Annotated in this window: 14 protein-coding genes and 1 pseudogene; 13 read left to right on the top strand and 2 right to left on the bottom strand. The window is 69.0% G+C overall.

The genetic code is table 11. The features are described from left to right. The first annotated feature begins 81 nt into the window (after nt 1-81). Genes PKF00_RS43025 through PKF00_RS42985 form a run of 9 tightly spaced genes read left to right on the top strand, consistent with a single transcriptional unit; the run spans nt 82 to nt 11,989 of the window. Nucleotides 82-2,172, top strand: coding sequence for a beta-galactosidase (locus PKF00_RS43025; protein WP_271223567.1), 2,091 nt, complete (start codon nt 82-84; stop codon nt 2,170-2,172). Next, nucleotides 2,169-3,500 carry an aminomethyl-transferring glycine dehydrogenase subunit GcvPA gene (gene gcvPA / locus PKF00_RS43020; RefSeq protein WP_271223566.1) on the top strand — a complete coding sequence of 444 codons (1,332 nt, stop codon included), beginning with the start codon at nt 2,169-2,171 and terminating at the stop codon, nt 3,498-3,500. Before PKF00_RS43025 ends, gcvPA begins: the two co-directional genes overlap by 4 nt. Continuing rightward, nucleotides 3,497-5,056, top strand: a complete 1,560-nt coding sequence (gene gcvPB / locus PKF00_RS43015) for an aminomethyl-transferring glycine dehydrogenase subunit GcvPB (protein WP_271223565.1) — start codon at nt 3,497-3,499, stop codon at nt 5,054-5,056. The genes gcvPA and gcvPB overlap by 4 nt, the downstream gene beginning before the upstream one ends. Beyond that, nucleotides 5,053-6,231, top strand: a complete 1,179-nt coding sequence (locus tag PKF00_RS43010) for an ATP-NAD kinase family protein (protein ID WP_271223564.1) — start codon at nt 5,053-5,055, stop codon at nt 6,229-6,231. The genes gcvPB and PKF00_RS43010 overlap by 4 nt, the downstream gene beginning before the upstream one ends. Further along, the gene (locus tag PKF00_RS43005; protein WP_271223563.1) at nt 6,228-6,995 is read left to right on the top strand and encodes an SDR family NAD(P)-dependent oxidoreductase; all 768 of its coding nucleotides are present in this window, start codon (nt 6,228-6,230) and stop codon (nt 6,993-6,995) included. The genes PKF00_RS43010 and PKF00_RS43005 overlap by 4 nt, the downstream gene beginning before the upstream one ends. A 43-nt stretch (nt 6,996-7,038) precedes the next feature. Further along, the gene (locus tag PKF00_RS43000; protein WP_271223562.1) at nt 7,039-8,373 is read left to right on the top strand and encodes an ABC transporter substrate-binding protein; all 1,335 of its coding nucleotides are present in this window, start codon (nt 7,039-7,041) and stop codon (nt 8,371-8,373) included. A 5-nt stretch (nt 8,374-8,378) separates the two neighbouring features. Then, nucleotides 8,379-9,317 (top strand): carbohydrate ABC transporter permease, encoded by a 939-nt coding sequence (locus PKF00_RS42995; protein WP_271223561.1) that lies wholly within the window; start codon nt 8,379-8,381, stop codon nt 9,315-9,317. Between the two features lie 13 nt (nt 9,318-9,330). Continuing rightward, nucleotides 9,331-10,227, top strand: coding sequence for a carbohydrate ABC transporter permease (locus tag PKF00_RS42990; RefSeq protein ID WP_271223560.1), 897 nt, complete (start codon nt 9,331-9,333; stop codon nt 10,225-10,227). A gap of 1 nt (nt 10,228) precedes the next feature. Then, entirely contained in the window at nt 10,229-11,989 is a 1,761-nt protein-coding gene (locus tag PKF00_RS42985; protein WP_271223559.1) for an amylo-alpha-1,6-glucosidase, read from the top strand. 169 nt (nt 11,990-12,158) lie between these two features. Here PKF00_RS42985 and PKF00_RS42980 read toward each other — a convergent pair whose 3' ends face one another. After that, nucleotides 12,159-12,788 (bottom strand): pirin family protein, encoded by a 630-nt coding sequence (locus PKF00_RS42980; protein ID WP_271223558.1) that lies wholly within the window; start codon nt 12,786-12,788, stop codon nt 12,159-12,161. A gap of 489 nt (nt 12,789-13,277) precedes the next feature. Here PKF00_RS42980 and PKF00_RS42975 point away from each other — a divergent pair, with 489 nt between their 5' ends. Then, a complete protein-coding gene (locus PKF00_RS42975) occupies nt 13,278-15,611 on the top strand; it encodes a GmrSD restriction endonuclease domain-containing protein (RefSeq protein WP_271223557.1) in 2,334 nt (777 codons plus the stop codon). A 108-nt stretch (nt 15,612-15,719) separates the two neighbouring features. Here PKF00_RS42975 and PKF00_RS42970 read toward each other — a convergent pair. Further along, nucleotides 15,720-15,884, bottom strand: a pseudogene (locus PKF00_RS42970) (IS5/IS1182 family transposase); the annotation flags it as partial. Between the two features lie 86 nt (nt 15,885-15,970). On the opposite strand from PKF00_RS42970, the gene PKF00_RS42965 reads away from it, so the two are divergent. Genes PKF00_RS42965 through PKF00_RS42955 form a run of 3 tightly spaced genes read left to right on the top strand, consistent with a single transcriptional unit; the run spans nt 15,971 to nt 18,155 of the window. Beyond that, the gene (locus PKF00_RS42965; protein ID WP_271223581.1) at nt 15,971-17,200 is read left to right on the top strand and encodes a helix-turn-helix domain-containing protein; all 1,230 of its coding nucleotides are present in this window, start codon (nt 15,971-15,973) and stop codon (nt 17,198-17,200) included. Between the two features lie 56 nt (nt 17,201-17,256). Beyond that, nucleotides 17,257-17,667, top strand: a complete 411-nt coding sequence (locus PKF00_RS42960; RefSeq protein WP_271223556.1) for a hypothetical protein — start codon at nt 17,257-17,259, stop codon at nt 17,665-17,667. Next, a complete protein-coding gene (locus tag PKF00_RS42955) occupies nt 17,664-18,155 on the top strand; it encodes an ATP-binding protein (RefSeq protein ID WP_271223555.1) in 492 nt (163 codons plus the stop codon). Before PKF00_RS42960 ends, PKF00_RS42955 begins: the two co-directional genes overlap by 4 nt. Nucleotides 18,156-18,415: the final 260 nt, after the last annotated feature.

The raw sequence follows: 18,415 nt of genomic DNA, 5'->3' as shown, positions 1-18,415 counted from the left end.
AGCGTACCGCTTGACGCGACACAAAATACTGCACTATGAATTCTGCATACAAAATATTACTGTCACAAATCGGAGTTACGGGTGGGTCTAAACAGGGTTCCCGGGCTGCTGTTCGGGGGTGACTACAACCCCGAGCAGTGGCCGGAGCACGTCTGGGACGAGGACGTCCGGCTGATGGCCGAGGCGGGGGTGAACATGGCGACCGTCGCCGTCTTCTCCTGGTCACGCCTCGAACCGCGTCCGGGCGAGTACGACTTCGGCTGGCTCGACCGGGTCATGGACCTGCTCCACGAGCACGGCGTCGCCGCGGACCTGGCCACCGCCACCGCGACCCCGCCGCCCTGGCTGGTCCGCGAGCACCCGCAGACGCTGCCGGTCGACGCCTGCGGCACCCGCCTGGACTTCGGCTCCCGGCAGAGCTACTGCCCGAGCTCCCCGGCCTTCCGTCAGGCCACCGCCCGGCTGGCCCGCGTCATGGCCGAGCGCTACCGCGACCACCCCGCGCTGGCCATGTGGCACATCGGCAACGAGTACGCCGACCACACCCTCGAATGCTTCTGCGACGAGTCCGCCAGGCACTTCCGCCGCTGGCTGCGGGAGCGCCACGGGACGGTCGACGGCCTCAACGCGGCCTGGGGCACCTCCTGCTGGGGGCAGCACTACACCGCGTTCGACCAGGTCAACCCGCCCCGCAAGGCTCCGGGTCCGGTCAACCCCGCGCAGGTCCTCGACTGGCGCCGCTTCTGCTCCGACGCGCTGCTCGAGTGCTTCGAGCTGGAGAAGGCCGTGCTCCGCGAGGTCACCCCGGACGTCCCGGTGACCACCAACTTCATGAGCATCCTGCACGGCCTGGACTACTGGAAGTGGGCCGCCGCCGAGGACGTCGTCAGCGACGACGCCTACCCCGACCCCGCCGACCCCGCCTCGCACGTGGCCGTCGCGCTCAGCTACGACCTCATGCGCTCGCTGAAGCGGCGGCCGTGGATCCTGCTCGAGCAGGCCTCGAGCGCGGTGAGCTGGCGCGAGGTCAACGCGCCCAAGCCGCCGGGGATGATGCGCCTGCACAGCCTGCAGGCCCTGGCCCACGGCGCGGACGGCGCGATGTTCTTCCAGTGGCGGCAGGCGAAGTACGGCCCGGAGAAGTTCCACTCCGCGCTGCTGCCGCACGGCGGCACCGCCTCACGCGGCTGGCAGGACACCCTCAGGCTCGGCGCGGACCTGCGGCGGCTCGCCGAGATCGCCGGGACGCAGACGCGGGCCGAGGTCGCCCTCGTCCTCGGCTGGGACAGCTGGTGGGGCCTCGAGGCCCCCGAGTCGATGCCGTCGAACCGGCTCAGGCTCAAGGAGCTCATGCAGGCCTGGTACGCCCCCCTGCACGCCAGGGGTGTCGCGGTCGACCTCGTCCCGCCCCTCGGCGACCTGTCCGGCTACCGCGTGGTCATCGCGCCCAACCTCTACATGTGCACCCAGGAGCAGGCGGAGTGGCTGGCGGCCTTCGCCGGGCACCTCGTCGTCGGCCCGTTCAGCGGCGTCGTCGACCAGGACGACCAGGTCCACGACGGCGGCGCCCCGGGACCGTTGCGAGGCCTGCTCGGCCTGACGGTCGACGAGTTCTGGCCGCTGCCGGACGGGCGGACACAGGAAGTACGGCTCGCCGCCCCGATCGAGGGGGACGGGGCGGCGGCCGTGCCCGCGCGGACCTGGGCCGAGTGGCTGCGCGTCGGGGAGGCCCGGGTGCTCGCCCGCTACGAGGGCGGCGACCTCGACGGCCAGGCCGCGATCACCAGGCACGGCGACGCGACCTACCTCGGCTGTCTGCTCGACGACGTCACGCCGGTGCTGACCGAGGTCCTGGCCGCGGCGGGCGTCGAGCCGGTGGCCGACGTGCCGGAGGGCGTCGAGGCCACCCGCAGGGGCCGCTACCTCTTCCTGCTCAACCACACGACCTCCCCCGTGAAGGTGGACCTCAGGGAGCCGGGCGTCGACCTGCTCACCGGGCGTGACCTGCGAGGGCGGATCGAGATCCAGGGCCGGGACGCCGTGGTGCTCCGCACGGGCCCCGAGCCGGGAGCGACAGGTCCCCGCACCGGGGGCGGCGACTCCCACCCCGTCGGCGTCCACCCCGCCGACGTCCCGCCGACCGACATCTCGCCAACCGAAGGAGAACGGTGACACACCCCTACATCCCGAACGCCGAACCGGGCGTACGGGCCGAGATGCTCGCCGCCATCGGCGCCGCGAGCGTCGAGGACTTCTACGCGGCCATCCCCGAAGGCCTGCGCCTCGGCAGGCCGCTGGACCTGCCCGAGCCGATGGCCTCCGAGCACGAGCTGGTCGCGCACATGCGCGGGCTGCTGGCGCGCAACACCGACACCACCGAGCTGCTCAGCTTCCTCGGCCACGGCTGCTACCCGCACCACGTCCCGGCCGTCTGCGACGAGGTCAACGGGCGCAGTGAGTTCCTCACCGCGTACGCGGGCGAGCCGTACGAGGACCACGGCCGCTTCCAGGCGATCTTCGAGTACGTCAGCATGATGGCCGAGCTGCTGGAGATGGACGTCGTCAACGTCCCCACCTACGACGGCCACCAGGCGGCCGGAACCGCGATCCGGATGGCGGCCCGCTACACCGGAAGGTCGAAGGTCCTGCTCAGCGGGGCCGTCGCGGCCGACAAGATGAGCAAGCTCCGCGACTTCCTCGACCACGACATCGAGCTGGTGATCGCCCCCGTCGGACCCGGGGGCGAGATCGGCGACGTCGAGATCGACGAGACCTTCGCCGCGATCTACCTGGAGACCCCGAACGTCTACGGCGTCGTGGAGACCCGGGGCCGTGAGCTGGCCGACCTCGCGCACGCCGTCGGCGCGCTCCTGGTCGTCTCCGCCGACCCGATCTCGCTGGGCGTGCTCGCCCCGCCCGCCTCCTACGGCGCGGACATCGCCTGCGGCGACATCCAGTCGCTCGGCATGCACCAGAGCTACGGCGGAGGCCAGGCCGGATACATCGCGACCCGCGACGAGGAGCGCCTGGTCGCCGAGTTCCCCTCCCGCCTGTTCGGCATCGCCCCGACCGCGGTCCCCGGCGAGTACGGCTTCGGCGACGTCTTCTACGACCGGACCTCCTTCGCCCTGCGCGAGGAGGGCAAGGAATGGGTGGGCACCGCCGCGGCGCTGTGGGGCATCACCGCCGGCGTCTACCTCGCCCTGATGGGCCCGCAGGGCATGCGTGAGATCGGCGAGACGATCCTGGCCCGCACCCGCTACGCGATGGACCGTCTGACGGAGGCGGGAGCCCGCGTGCTGCACGCCGACTCCGTCCACTTCCGCGAGTTCGCGATCGAGACGCCGTCCTCGGACGCCCTCCTGGCCGCGCTCCGCGAGCACGGCATCCTCGGCGGCGTCCGCCTCGACGACCGCACGCTGCTGGTCTGCGTGACCGAACGGCACTCCAAGCACGACATCGACCGGCTGGCGGCAGCCGTACAGGAGGGGCTCGCATGAGTGGGCACGCAGGAGAGTCGTTCGCCGAGCTGCCGGTCGCTCCCAAGCCGGCGCTGCGTCGCTTCCACCAGGCGCGCTGGGACGAGCCGATCATCTTCGAGCAGTCGCGTCCGGGACGCAGGGGCATCGCCGTGCCGGCGGCGGGGGTCCCCCCGGTCGAGCTCCCCGACGCCGTACGGCGCGCCGAGCCGCCGAAGCTGCCGGAGATGTCGCAGCTGCACGTGCTGCGGCACTACGTCAGGCTCTCGCAGGAGAACCTGGGCGTCGACCAGGCCATCGCGGTCGGCCAGGGCACCTGCACCATGAAGTACAGCCCCAAGGTCAACGACCGGTTCGTCACCGACCCCAGGATCGCCGAGCTGCACCCCCTCCAGCCCGAGGACACCGTGCAGGGCGTGCTGGAGATCTACTGGCGTCTCGAGCGGATGTTCGCCGAGATCTCCGGCATGCACCGGGTCTCGCTCCAGCCCGCCTCGGGCTCCGCCGCGATCTACGCCAACATCGCGATGATCCGCGCCTACCACGCCTCGCGTGGCGACGGCGAGCGGCGCGACCAGGTCATCACCACGATGTTCTCGCACCCGTCGAACGCGGCCTGCGCCAAGGTCGCCGGGTACGAGGTCATCACGCTGATGCCGGACGAGAACGGCTACCCCGACATCGAGGCGCTGCGCGCCGCCGCGGGGCCCCGCACCGCGGCCCTGATGATCACCAACCCCGAGGACACGGGCATCTTCAACCCGCGCATCGAGGAGTTCGTCAGGATCGTGCACGAGGCGGGCGGCCTGGCCTGCTATGACCAGGCGAACGCCAACGGCCTGCTGGGCGTCACCCGCGCCGCCGACGCCGGGTTCGACCTGTGCCACTTCAACCTGCACAAGACCTTCTCCACCCCGCACATGTGCGGCGGCCCGGCCGGGGGCGCCAGCTGCGTCTCCGAGGCGCTCGCCCCGTTCCTGCCCGGCCCGACCGTCGAGTTCGACGGCGAGAAGTACCACCTCGACGCCGACAGGCCGCTGTCGGTCGGCAAGACGCGGCCCTTCCTCGGGGTCACCCCGAACGTGGTCCGGGCCTACGCCTGGATCGCGGCGCTGGGCGCGCAGGGCCTGCGCGAGGTCGCCGAGACCGCGGTGCTCAACAACAACTACCTGATGCACAAGATCCTGCAGATCCCCGGCGCCTCGGCTCACTGGCCCGGGGGCCGCGTCGAGCAGGTCCGCTACTCGTGGCAGGGGCTGTTCGAGGAGACGGGCGTGCACTCGGAGGAGATCGGCGTCCGCGCCGCCGACTTCGGCGTGCACTACTGGACCAGCCACCACCCCTACCTGGTCCCCGAGCCCTTCACCCTCGAGCCGACCGAGTCGTACTCCCAGGAGGACCTCGACGAGTACGCCGCGATCCTCGCCCACGTCGCGGACGAGGCCCGCCGCGACCCGGACCTCGTCAGGGGCGCGCCGTACAACCAGACGATCCACAAGATCGACCCGACGTCGCTCGAGGACCCCAAGCAGTGGTCGCCGACCTGGCGGGCCTACACCCGCAAGCACCTGGCATGACCGTGCCCGGTGACGGAGGGGCCTTCACGGTCGGGCTGGTCGTCAACCCGGTCGCGGGCGTCGGGGGCCCGGCCGGGCTCAAGGGCAGCGACGGGGCGGAGATCCAGCGGCGGGCGCTCGCCGCGGGGGCGTCCCCGCGCGCCGGGGGCCGCGCGGCGCAGGCCGTGCTCGCCCTGCTGGCCAGGCGGCCGGAGACCCGGATCCTGACCGTCGCGGGCCCGATGGGCGAGGACAGCGCGCGGGCCGCGGGGGCGGTCCCCGAGCTCGTCTGGAGCGTTCCCCGCGACCCGTCCTCCGGCGCGGACACCACGGCGGCCGTGGAGGCCATGAGGGACGCCGTCGACCTCCTGCTGTTCGCGGGCGGGGACGGCACCGCCAGGGACGTCCTCGACGGCTCGCCGTCGTGCCCGGTGCTCGGCGTCCCCGCCGGGGTGAAGGTCTACTCGGGGTGCTTCGCGGTCAGCCCCGCCACCGCCGGGGTCATGGCCGCGGAGTTCGCCCGGGACGCCCCCGCGGGCGTGGAAGACGGTACGGCGGGCACGATCGAGGCCGAGGTGGTCGACCTCGACGAGGAGGCCTACCGGCGGGGCGCGGTCAGCCCCCGCCTCTACGGAACCCTCAGGGTGCCCGCGGCCAGGGCGCGCCTGTCCGGCCGCAAGGTCGGCTCGTCCTCGACCGCCCCGGGGTCGGCCGAGGGCGTCGCGGCCGAGGTCGTCGCCCGCATGCGGCCCGGCGTCCGCTACGTCCTCGGCCCCGGCGCGACCACCATGGCCGTCGGCAGGCTGCTCGGCCTGGCGACCACGCTGCTGGGCGTGGACGTGATCCAGGACGGGGGACTGGTCGCCGCCGACGTGGCGGAGCGGGACCTCCTCAATCTCGTCGACGGGCGTGAGACCCACGCCGTCGTCTCGGTGATCGGGGGGCAGGGGTTCGTGCTCGGGCGCGGCAACCAGCAGATCAGCCCGGCCGTACTCAAAAAGATCGTGGCTTCCGGAGGGCTGCTCGTCCTGGCGACCCAGCAGAAGCTCGCCGGTCTCAACGGGCGGCCGCTGCTGGCCGACACCGGAGACCCGGAGGCGGACGCCCTCGTGGAGGGCTACGTCCCCGTCATCACCGGACATCGCGAGAGCGCGCTGTACCGGATCCGTTCCGCTATCGAGGAGTTCCCGGCATGACCATCATGACCAACGCCCTGACCGGAAAGGTCGCCATCGTCACCGGTGGCGCGTCCGGCATCGGCAGGGCGACCGCGCTGCTGTTCGCCGCCCAGGGCGCGGCCGTGGTCGTGGCCGACATCGACGGCCAGGGCGCCGCCCGGGTCGCCGGGGAGATCGAGGCCGGGGGCGGCAGGGCCGTCGCCGTCGCGACGGACGTGGCCGCAGAGGCCGACTGCGAGCGCGCCGTGCTGACCGCCGTCGAGACCTTCGGCGGCCTGCACGTGCTGTTCAACAACGCCGGGATCATCCGCCGCACCACCGCGCTGGAGATCTCCGCCGACGAGTGGGACCGGGTCATGGCGGTCAACGTCCGCTCGGTCTTCCTCATGTGCAAGCACGCGATCCCCGCCATGAAGGACGGCGGCTCGATCGTGAACACCGGCTCGGGCTGGGGGCTCAAGGGCGGCGGCAACGCCATCTCCTACTGCGCCTCCAAGGCGGCCGTGGTCAACATGACCCGCGCCCTGGCCATCGACCACGCCAAGGCCGGAATCCGCGTCAACTCGGTCAACCCCGGCGACACCGACACCCCCATGCTCCGCGAGGAGGCCCGGCAGCTGTCGGAGGACTGGGCGGCCTTCGCCGCCGACGCCGCCGACCGCCCGATGGGCCGCTCCGGCACCCCGGACGAGATCGCCCAGGCCGTCCTCTTCCTGGCGAGCGACGCCGCCAGCTACGTCACCGGCGCGGCCCTGGTCGTCGACGGCGGCGGACTCGCCTGACCCACCTCCCGCCCCCCACCACGCAACCCCCAGGAGGCACACCGTGTCCTTGTCCTTTCCCGTCTCCTTTCCGACGTCCAAGAAGTTCCTGGCCGCCGCGGCCCTCCTCCTGACCGCCGCGACCGCGGCGTGCAGCGGCAGCGGCGGTGGCGGTGGCGGCGCCGCCGCGACCGGTGACGCGCCCGCGGGCGGAAAGGTCACCGTCAGGTGGTCGACCTGGGGGTCGGCCGAGGACGTCGCGCTCTTCAAGAACTTCAACGACGACTTCATGAAGCGCCACCCGAACATCGTGCTCAAGATGGAGACCGTCCCCAAGTACGACGACTACCACCCCAAGCTGCTGACCCAGCTCACCTCGAAGACCGCGCCGGACGTCTTCTTCGTCGGCGACGACAACATCGGCAAGTTCGTCGCCGCCGGGGTGCTCGCCCCGCTCAACGACAAGCTCGCCGGGCCCGACAGCAAGAGCAAGCCGGAGGACTTCTTCGAAGGGATCTACGGCGGCGCGAAGAAGGACGGCCAGATCTACGGCGTCCCGAACGACACCAACCCCGAGGTCCTCTGGTACGGCAAGAAGGCGCTCAAGGACGCCGGGATCACCGAGGACCCGGCCGAGCTGAACGCCGCGGGCAAGTGGACCATGGCCAAGTACCTTGAGATGAACGCCAAGCTCAAGGCCGCGGGCAAGGCGGGGTCCATCTTCTGGAACTGGTACGGCTCGACCTACAGCGTCATCGGCGGCTTCGGCGGCAAGGTCTGGGACGGCGGGAAGTTCGTCGCCACCACCGACCCCAAGTCCCGCAAGGCCCTGGAGACCCTCGCCAAGGGCTACGCCGACAAGACCTTCCTGTCCGCCGACGTGCTGCCCGCCAGCAACAGCGCCAGCACCCAGATCCTCAAGGGCACCGCGGGCTTCTACGCGGGCGGCCGCTGGGTGATCGACGCGCTGCGCAAGGGCGGCGACCTGCCCAACTACGACATCGTGCCGTTCCCGTCCGAGACCGGTCAGCCGATGCCCGGCGCGGTCGCCGCCTCCTACCTCGCGCTGAACAAGGACTCCAAGAACGCCAAGGAGGCCTTCACCTTCCTGACCGAGTTCGTCAGCAAGGACGGCCAGCTCCTGCGGCTCAAGGGCGGCGGCGCGGTCCCCTCGATCAAGGGCGCGGAGCAGGTCGTGCTCGCCGACAACTACCCGGCGCACGCCCAGACCTTCCTCGACGTGCGTGACACCGGCTTCGCCAACTACCCCGAGGAGGTCGCGGTGCCCGGTCTCACCAAGGACATCAACGACCACCTGCTGAAGCTCTGGACCGGGAAGGTCCCCTTCGAGCAGGCCATGACCGAGCTCCAGACGCTCGTCGACGGCAAGATCGGATAGCGGTGGTGGGCGTCGTCACCGAGACGCGCCCCACCGCGAAGACCCGGCCCGCGCGCGCGGCGACGCGCGTGCGGAACCGGGACGGCTGGTGGGCCGCGTTCTTCCTCGCTCCGCAGGTCGTCGGCCTGCTCGCCTTCCTGGTCTTCCCGCTCGGCTTCGCCGTCGTGCTGGCGTTCATGAAGTGGGACGGGCTCGGCGAGAAGTCCTGGGTCGGCTTCGACAACTTCGCCGCGCAGCTGTCCGACCCCGACTTCGGCACGGCCGTCTGGAACACCGTCAAGCTCGCCTTCCTGACGGTCCCGGTCGGCCTGGCGCTCGCGCTGCTCATCGCCCTGGCGCTCAACCACGTCAGGGGCAAGACCTTCTACCGGATCGTCTACTTCCTGCCGGTGATCACCAGCTCGGTCGCGGTCGCGGTGATGTGGCAGATCATCCTGGCCAGCGGCGACTACGGCGTGCTGAACAGGACCGTGTACGACTGGTTCGGGATCGTGCTGCCCGACTGGCTCGAGGACCCGAGCTGGGTGGTCGTGGCCATCGCGGTTGTGACCATCTGGTCCTCGCTCGGCCTCAACGTCGTGATCTTCCTGGCCGGGCTGCAGACCATCCCGCCGTCGCTGATGGAGGCCGCCCGCATCGACGGCGCCGGCCCGATCCGCGTCTTCCGCTCGGTGACGCTGCCCATGATCTCCCCGACCGTCTTCTTCTCGACCGTGGTCGCGGTGATCAGCTCCTTCCAGGCCTTCGACCAGATCTACGTGCTGGTCGACCCCGACCACAACGACGGCGCCCGCACGATCGTCTACCAGGTCTACGACCTGGGCTTCAAGCAGTTCGAGTTCGGCATGAGCAGCGCCGCCGCGTTGATCCTGCTCGCGCTGACGCTGCTGGTCACCCTCGTCCAGTTCGGAGTGCAGAAGCGCTTCGTCCACTACGACTCATGAAGGGGAGGCGTCGATGGCTGTGACCCTCCGGACTCTCCGGGCCCCCGGGGGCGCCGACGCCCCTGGCACCTCCGGCACCCCCGCCCCCCGCCGCCTGGGTCAGGTCGTCCTGCACGTCGTGCTCGTCGCGGGCGGGCTGGTCATGCTGTTCCCGTTCGTCTGGATGCTGCTGACCTCCTTCAAGGGCACGCACCAGATGCTCAACGCGCCGCTCGACTGGCTGCCCAACCCCTGGCGGGCGCAGAACTACCCCGACGCGTTCGGCGCGCTGCCCTTCGCCCAGGCGTACTGGAACAGCTTCTACATCGCGATCCTCAACGTGATCCTCACCCTGGTCACCTCGGCGATGGCCGCCTACGCCTTCGCCAGGATCCGCTTTCGCGGCTCAGGGCTGCTGTTCGGGCTGTTCCTGGCGACCCAGATGGTGCCCGCGCAGGTGACGATCGTGCCGCTCTACCTGATGCTCTCGCAGCTCGGCTGGATCGACTCCCACCTGGCGCTGATCGTGCCGGGCTACGTCAACCCGTTCGCGGTCTTCCTGCTGCGGCAGTTCATCAGGGCGGTCCCGATCGAGCTCGAGGAGGCCGCCCGCCTCGACGGCGCGGGCCGCTGGACGATCTTCTGGCGGATCGTGCTGCCCAACGTCAGGCCCGGCATGGGCGCGCTCGGCATCATCGTCTTCCTGGCGAGCTGGAACAGCTTCTTCTTCCCGCTGATCTTCCTGAACTCGCCCGAGCTGGCCACGGTCCCGCTGCTGGTCAGCCAGTTCGCCGGACAGCACGGCGCGACCGACTACGGCCTCACTCTCGCCGCCTCCGCCATCTCGGTCATCCCGATGATGATCGCCTTCCTGATCGGCCAGCGGCGCATTCTCAACAGCATGGCCATGTCCGGCCTGGGAGGACGCTGAGATGTTCGAACTCCACGACCTGCGGACGACCCCCTTCACCGACCGGGGATCCCGGCTGCTGGTGATGGGCGCGGACGACGGCTCGCTGTGGATCGCCCGCGCCGAGTACGAGACCCGGCTGTCGGAGACGACCGAACTGACCGGCCTGCGGCTGTTCTCCACCGCGTCCACCGCGTCCCCCGTGGGCGTGGAGTTGCCGGTACGGCGGGCCCACGCCGACCGGGTCTCCTTCGAGGGAGGCGTCGACCTGGTCTTCGCCGACGCCGAGACGCTCGTGCTCACCGGTTCGGGGGCGCGCGCCGTCTGGGACGGGGGCGAGGGGGAGGTCGACGGGACGCTCGTGCTCGTGGGGGACCGGCAGGGGGAGCGGGCGGCCCACGACGGTCAGACGCTGCTGGAGCGGGCCGAAAGGCGGTGGCGGGAGTGGTTCGGCCGGATGCCCGCCGTACCCGCGGAACTGCGAGAGCGGGCCGAGCAGGCCTGGTGGACGCTCGGCGTGAACCTGCTGCCCATCGCGTTCGCGGGAGGCCGCGAAGGCGTCGTCCCCTCCAAGTTCGGCTACGTCGGCGTATGGAACTGGGACGCCTACTTCCACACGATCGCCCTGCGCCACGCCGACCCCGAGCTGGCCCGCGACCAGATCCGCATCATGCTCGACCACCAGCGGCCCGACGGCCTCATCCCCGACGTCGTCCACGACCTGGGCGTGCTCGCCGAGACCACCGACCTGCCCCGCTCCGACCACGTCCGCCTGGCCCAGCACGTGGGCACCGTGGGCACTGTGGACACCGGGGACGACAGGAACTCCGGCGGCGCGGTGACCGTGGACGCCCAGGACGGGACGGACGTCTCCGAGCGCGGCGGGACACCGGCGGCTCCGTCCGCGGACGGCGCGCCGGCGACGCCGATCGGGGGCGTCGTGCCGGTGACCAAGCCCCCGCTCACCGCGTGGGCCGTCTGGAAGATCCACGAGGTCGCCCCCGACCTGGACTTCCTCGCGGAGGTCTACGAGCCGATCGCCCGCTCCCACGAGTGGTGGCTGACCGTCTCCGACCCCGACGGGGACGGGCTCGCCGAATATCTCCACCCCTACTCGTCCGGCCTGGACGACAGCCCCATCTGGGACCACGGCCCCAGGGCCGAGCCCCCGGACCTCAACTCCTACCTCGCCCTGCAGGCCGACCGGCTGGGCGACATCGCCGAGGCGCTCGGCCGTACGGAGGAGGCGGAGAGCTGGCGCGTGCGGGCGGCCGGACACGTCGAGCTGCTGGTCTCCAGGCGCTGGAACGGCAGCCGCTTCGTGACCCTGTCGAAGACGACCCGCCGCACGACGGCGCCGGACGAGGTGGAGGTCGCCACCCGGACTCCGCTGGAGCTGATGCCGCTCTTCACGGGGCGTCTGCCGGAGGAGATCGCGCGGGCGCTGGTCGCCGACCTGCTCTCGCCGAGCTTCTGGGCCGAGCGTCCGGTGCCGACGGTCGCCTTCGACGACCCGGCCTTCGACCCGGACGCGATGTGGCGGGGGCCGGTCTGGCTCAACGTCAACTACCTGCTGATCGAGGGCCTGCGTCGCTCGGGCTTCGCCGACGTGGCCGAGGAGCTGACCACGCGGACCCTGGACATGGTGAACGACGGCGGAGGCCTGTACGAGTACTGGAACCCGCTCACCGGCGCCCGCGCCGCCCGCGCCACCGTCGGCTTCGGTTGGTCCTCCGCCCTCTTCCTCGACCTCGCCGCGCGCCGGATCTCCTCCGGCGCGTAGGACGATCCGTACGACCGGCGCGTAGGACGATCCGTACGACGCCGGCGGGACGACGACCGGGTCGGCGCGCCTCGGCGACCACGGGTCCCGCCGGACCGGTCCCGAAGTCCACACCGACGTCCGCCTCCGCCCGGGCGAGTTCGGCTCGCCCGGGAACGGAGAGCGGCGGTCAGGCGTGGCCTGCGGGGATGGTGCCGAGACGGCCGGCCTGGTAGTCCTGGAACGCCTGGGCCAGCTCGGCGTGAGTGTTCATGACGAACGGTCCGTAGTGCGCGACCGGTTCGCCGATCGGCTCGCCGCCGAGCACGATGACCTCCAGCTCCGACGTGGGCGAGGCGGTGACCGTGATGGTCTCGGCGTCGGTGGCCAGGCCGGGGCGGTTGCCGAAGCCCTCGAAGACGGCGAGCTGGCCGCTGCCGACGGGCGCCTTCTCCACGCCGGCGCTGCCCTTGCCGGACAGCACGTAGGCCAGGGCGTTGAAGTCCTTGCGCCAGGGCATGGTGAGCTGCGCGCCGGGGCTGAGGCTGGCGTGGAGCAGGGTGATCGGGGTGTGAGTGGAGCCGGGCCCGGCGTGTCCGGCCACGTCACCGGCGATCAGGCGGACCAGGGCGCCTCCGTCGTGGCTGCTGAGCAGGGCGACCTTGGCGCGTCCGATGTCCTGGTACTTCGGGGTGAGCATCTTGTCCTTGGACGGGAGGTTCACCCAGAGCTGGATGCCGTGGAAGAGGCCGCCCTGCTGGACGAGCCACTCCGGCGGGGCCTCGATGTGCAGCAGGCCGGATCCTGTTGAACGGATCAAAAGACTAGCTCTGGCCGAGGCCGAACGAGCACGGCCTGCAGCTGAGCACGGTCCCAAGGCTGTGTCCTACCACCTCCTCAGGGCCTTGATCCGTTCCCTGATCACCCAGGAGAGGCCCATGCCTCGTCGGGGAGACTGCCCCTTTTGCCCACGGTCGCCCACGCCATACTGCCGATCCTCTGGATCCTGGCCGTCGAGATCGGGACTCTCGTCGTGTGCAAGTTCACGAGCCTGTTCTCGGCCACCTGCGGGCGTCGCCCGCCGGGACATCGAGCTCAACCGACGCCTGGACTGTCACCGCCGGGCCGCCGAACGAACCGTCTCCCGGCTGTCCGGCTGCCACCGCCTGCACCGCCACCTCACTAAATAAGCCACAGTCTTAAGCAGTGTGCGTGAGAGGCTGGCTCCTCGAAAAATGTTAATCGTAGCGTCCGCCTAGACGCTTTCGTCTACCCTGTCGCGAGAGCGTGTCCGTGGAGAGGGGGCGGCGTGGCGAAGACGTTCGATAGTGGTGATGTTCCGCTGGCGGACCTACTCAACCAAGCACATCAGGGAGAACTACAGTTACCCGATTTCCAGCGTGGGTGGGTCTGGGACGACGACCACATCGTTAGTCTGCTGGCCTCGGTCTCTCGCTCGTTCCCGATCGGCGCCGTGATGACGCTGCAGACTGGAAACGCTGATGTGCGATTCCAGCCCCGGATACTCGAGGGAGTCCCGGATTCGGTTGCGATGAGTGCTCCCAAATATCTGTTGCTCGATGGGCAGCAACGTACAACCTCGCTCTATCTGGCACTCCGTTCCGGGGCACCGGTCCCGACCCGGGATACACGGAAGAACGACATCGAGCGTTGGTACTTTGCCGACATCGACGCGTGCATCGACCCGGACGCAGACCGGAATGACGCCATCCTGTCGCTACCGGTAGACAAGCGACGAGTGAATGCCCGCGGTGACGTCGTGCTCGACGCCTCCACGACCGAGGCGCAGGTGCGGGCCGGCAAGGCTGGCTTCTTTCCGCTCAGCATCGTGCTCAACCCGGCTGCCACCGCCGATTGGCAGCTTGCCTATCTGGAGGCGGGACCACCGCGGGAGCAGATGAAAATCTGGAAGAGATTCCAGGAGACGCTGACCCTGCCGTTCCTTCAGTACAGCGTTCCGCGGATCGCACTTAATCGGCAGACGACCAAGGAGGCCGTCTGCCAGGTCTTCGAGAAGGTGAACACCGGCGGCGTCGAGCTGACGGTCTTCGAGCTGTTGACGGCGACGTACGCCGCGGAAAACTTCCGGTTGCGCAACGACTGGAAGAGGCGGCAGGCGATCTGGGCGGACGAGCCGCTGCTCGCAGACCTGGACGCCACGACCTTCCTGCAGATCGTCACCCTGCTCTGGACCCGTGGCCGCTGGGAGGAGCGCACCCGGGAACGTGTTCGCGGTGACCGCGTCCCGGCGGTGTCGGCCAAGCGCCGCGACATGCTGTCGCTTCCGCTGAGCGGATACCGGCGCTGGGCCGATGCCGTCACCGAGGCGCTGCAGGGGGTGGTGCGGTTCCTCCACGGTGAGCGCATCTTCCATGCCCGTGACCTCCCGTACAGCACCCAGCTCGTTCCCCTAACGGCGATTCTCACGTTGCTCGGCGGGGACGCGTTCACGCCGAAGCCGATCGCGAAGTTACGTCAGTGGTACTGGTGTGGAGTGTTCGGTGAGCTGTACGGCGGCACCACTGACACCCGCTTCGCCAACGACCTGCAGGACGTGCTCGCGTGGATTCGGGACGACGGTGAGGAACCGCGCACGGTGCGCGAGTCGCAGTTCCAGGCTGAACGACTGCTTAGGCTGCGCACCCGCAATAGTGCCGCCTACAAGGGGCTCTACGCACTTGTGATGAAGCGGGGCGGTCGCGACTTCCGTACCGGTGAGACGATCGACGCGAAGGCGTACGCGGCCGACTCGATCGACATCCGTCACATCTTCCCGCAGAAGTGGTGCGCAGCGAACGGCGTTGACAGCGCGTATGCCAACTGCATCGTCAACAAGACCGCCATCGACGGGCAGACCTGGGGGTACATGGGCGCGAGTGCGCCGAGCAAATATCTGGCCGCGATCGAAACCGGTGTGCCGGTAACTCCGCAGGACTTGGACGCGATCCTCACCAGCCATGACATCGACCCGATCGCACTTCGTCAGGACGACTTCGGCGCCATCTTCGAGGCGCGCTACGAACGGTTGATTCGTCAGATCGAGGATGCGACCGGCCGACCGGTGAACCGGAGTGACGGTCAGGGTAACCCGTTTGCCGGACAACGCGGCGGCGTCGCACTGACACGTGGTATCCAGTCGCTGATCAAGGCAGGGGAGAGCAAGGTCGTCGAGTTCAAGTCGACCGGCCGGAAGAACCTGGACACCGGGAAGGTGGATCAGGCGATGGGGTGGGCGGTGATCAAGACGGTCGCCGGCTTCATGAACGGTCACGGAGGGACGCTGCTCGTCGGCGTCCGGGACGATGGGTCGGTGCTGGGTCTGGAGGAGGATTTGACTATCTTCTCCAAGAAGAACACCGACGGCTGGGAGCAGTGGTTGACCGAGCTGCTAATTCAGACCTTCGGGAAGGCCGTGACGGCCAACGTGACCGTCGCCTTCGGCACTATCGACGACCGCACGGTTGCTCGAATCGACGTCGCGCCTGCCTTGGAACCGGTGTATACAACCAGGACCAAGACCGGGGCGAAAGGAGCAGTATTCCTCGTCCGGCTCAACAATACGACGCATGAGCTCGACGGGCCCGAGGCATCCAAGTATCAGCACGCCCGGTGGTTCAAATAATTGTGGGTCGAAACGATACGTTCACAGTTCGTGACAGCGCTCTCTCATCAATATGACCGCGCACAGCGACAGATGAGTGCATGCCAACTCGCGCGCTAAGACTGTGACTTATTTGGTAAGGCGGCGGTGGCAGATAAGGGCTGCGGCGATGGCGACGAAGGACGCGAAGTGGTCTGCTCGGTGTCCGTAGCGGCGGTGCAGGCGGCGGCAGCCCGACAGCCAGGAGACGGTTCGTTCGACGACTCAGTGGTGACGGCTCAGGCGTCGGTTGGACTCGATACTCCGGCGGGTTATGCCCGGAAACGCCGACATGTCTGTACCTTGGGCGTATCGAGCCCGATCAGACCGGGAGTGTGCTGATGCTGGAGGAAGCGGAGAAGATCGGCCGCCGGATCAAGCGTGCCCGGCTTCGGCTGGGGCTGACCCAAGCTGACCTGGCCGCCTTGCTGGGACACACGCAAGGATGGGTCTCGAAGATCGAGCATGGTGAGATCGAGCTGGATCGGGTTGGGCTGCTCAACAAGCTTGCCGCTGAGCTGCACGTCCACCCCAACGACCTGATCGGCCGTCCTTACTCCAACTCACCGTCAGAGAACCAGTGGCAGGTGGCCGCCTCAGCGATCATGCGTGAGCTCCGCCGCTACGACTTGGCGCCGGTCTTCGATGGAACGCCGCGTGGTTCCGGGGCTCTGTGGGGAGAGATGAGCCGCCTTCACCGGCTGCGGGACACTGCTGCCAACGTGGCCATTCTGCGGACCCTGCCGGATCTGCTGCGTGAAGCTCGGGCCTTGGTGGAAGTATCCACCGGCCGGGAGCGCGAAGAGGGGTTCGCCCTGTACGCCGTGATGTGTAAGTTCGCCCACACCGCCGCGCACTTCCTGGGACACCCCGAACTGGTCGCGATGTCCTGCGAACGGGCTGCTTGGGCGGCTCAGCTCTCAGGTGACCCGGTGCTTCCCGCTGTGGCCGACTGGATGCGGGTCTGGGACATGTGGGCCACCGCGGATTGGGACGACGCCGTGGCGTTGACCGACAAGGCTCTGAGAGAGCTCGAACCGGCCTACAACCGGGGAGACCGGCTCACCGTACGGGCGTGGGGCTCTCTGCAACTTCGTGGAGCCGTCTCCGCTGCCCGGTCGGGCGCACCGGATGAGGCCATGGATCGCATCGCCTTGGCCAAGGTAGCTGCTGATCGGGTTGACGCCGAGGTGGGACCGAAGATCTATGACCGACATTCGCTGACCTTCTCCAGCGGTAACGTCGCTGTTCACGCGGTGGCGGTCGCTCTGGAGGCCGGAGATCACGGACGTGCCTTAACGCTCAACAGGCGGACTGCCCCTGGAGTGGTCGCGGCGTTGCCCCATTCCCGGCAGGGACACCACCACATGGACCTGGCACGGGCGTGGCTGTGGAGCGGCAATCGTGATAAGGCGCTGGCAGAGCTGGAAGCAGCCGAACGGCTGGCGCCACAGTTGGTTCGCAATCACCCCATCGCGCGGTCCACGCTGCGTTCCCTCGTCTACGCCGAGCGCACAGCCACGCGAGAGAAGCTCCGTCGCATGTCAGACCGTTTTCACCTCGACGGATAGCCTCGATATTCCTTCGGCTCATATTGAGGGGCCGACACGTCCTTACCGTCCCAGGCATGACATCCCCCGATGCCACGCCTGAAGGCCATGAAGCCGAACGGCACCGACCGTGGCCCCAACTGGGAGATCTGGCCCTGGACATCGCCAGGAACAACCGCATCGGCGTCGTCGTGGGCATTCCCGGTGAGGAAGGCTCCGAATGGCTGACCTACCATCTCCAAGCCCCCGGAGGAGGCATGGAATGGTCGGCCCTCGCTGACGCCTCCACCCTGCGGCGTCTCCCGTCCCAGATTAGCCACGCCACCACGAACGGCCAGATGGCCTACGACCGTGAGGCCCGGCACTGGACGATCGAAATCCGGTTTCACCACGACGACGGCGGCAGCCAGGACGGGTTCCTGATCCTCACTGAAGAGCAGATGGCCGAGCTGGTCGACCGGATCCGGTCCCAGGAGAGCGCGCGGTGAGCGCCCATGAGGCGTGCTGGCACCTGCACGCCGAGCCGTTTGCGCCGGGAGAAGCCCGTCACCAGGTCGTGGAACACCTCACTCGCTGGGGTTATCAGCTCGAACCTGCGATCGACGAGGCGCTACGGCTTGTGACCTCTGAACTGGTGACCAACGCCGTGGTTCACGCAGGCAAGGGCAAGATCACGGTCACACTGCGGGCAGAGGGACCAGAAGTGTACGTGGAGGTCCAAGACGGCTCCATGAACGAGCCCTGCGTTCACCGGTCGGCCGACGACGAGGAGAACGGCCGGGGCCTGTTCCTGGTGGAGATGCTGTCCAGCAGCTGGGGCAGCGAGCCCGTTCACGACGGCAAGAAGGTCTGGGCGCTGATGCCCTTGACCGGGCAGCTCGACAAGGCCGCTTCTCGACCGCTGCTCGGAGACCTGGCCCGCATGGTCTGCCTGGGGCGTTTGTTCTTGCTGGTCTGCCTCCTCCCGGTCGCTTAGCCGACACATCACCAGGCTTCGCCTCATCTCGAAGCCCTTTTCTCGCCGACAGCTCCACCTCACACCTTCCAAGGAGTGATCATGAGCGCGAACCGGTTGCGTCCACGGAGGTGGTGTATGAGTTTTCACTGGTGACAGGTGTGGCGTCGTGAAATGAAGACGGCCACCGCGTGATCCTTCGAGTAGCGAAGATCAAGTTCGAAGGAGAACCAGGCGATGGCCGTAGACAACAGTGTGACGTCCGCGCAGTGGCTGGCGAA

Source organism: Streptosporangium carneum, assembly GCF_027922005.1.
GTDB lineage: Bacteria > Actinomycetota > Actinomycetes > Streptosporangiales > Streptosporangiaceae > Streptosporangium > Streptosporangium carneum.
Note: the sequence above shows the minus strand (reverse complement) of the source record. Positions and strands in the feature narration are given on the sequence as shown.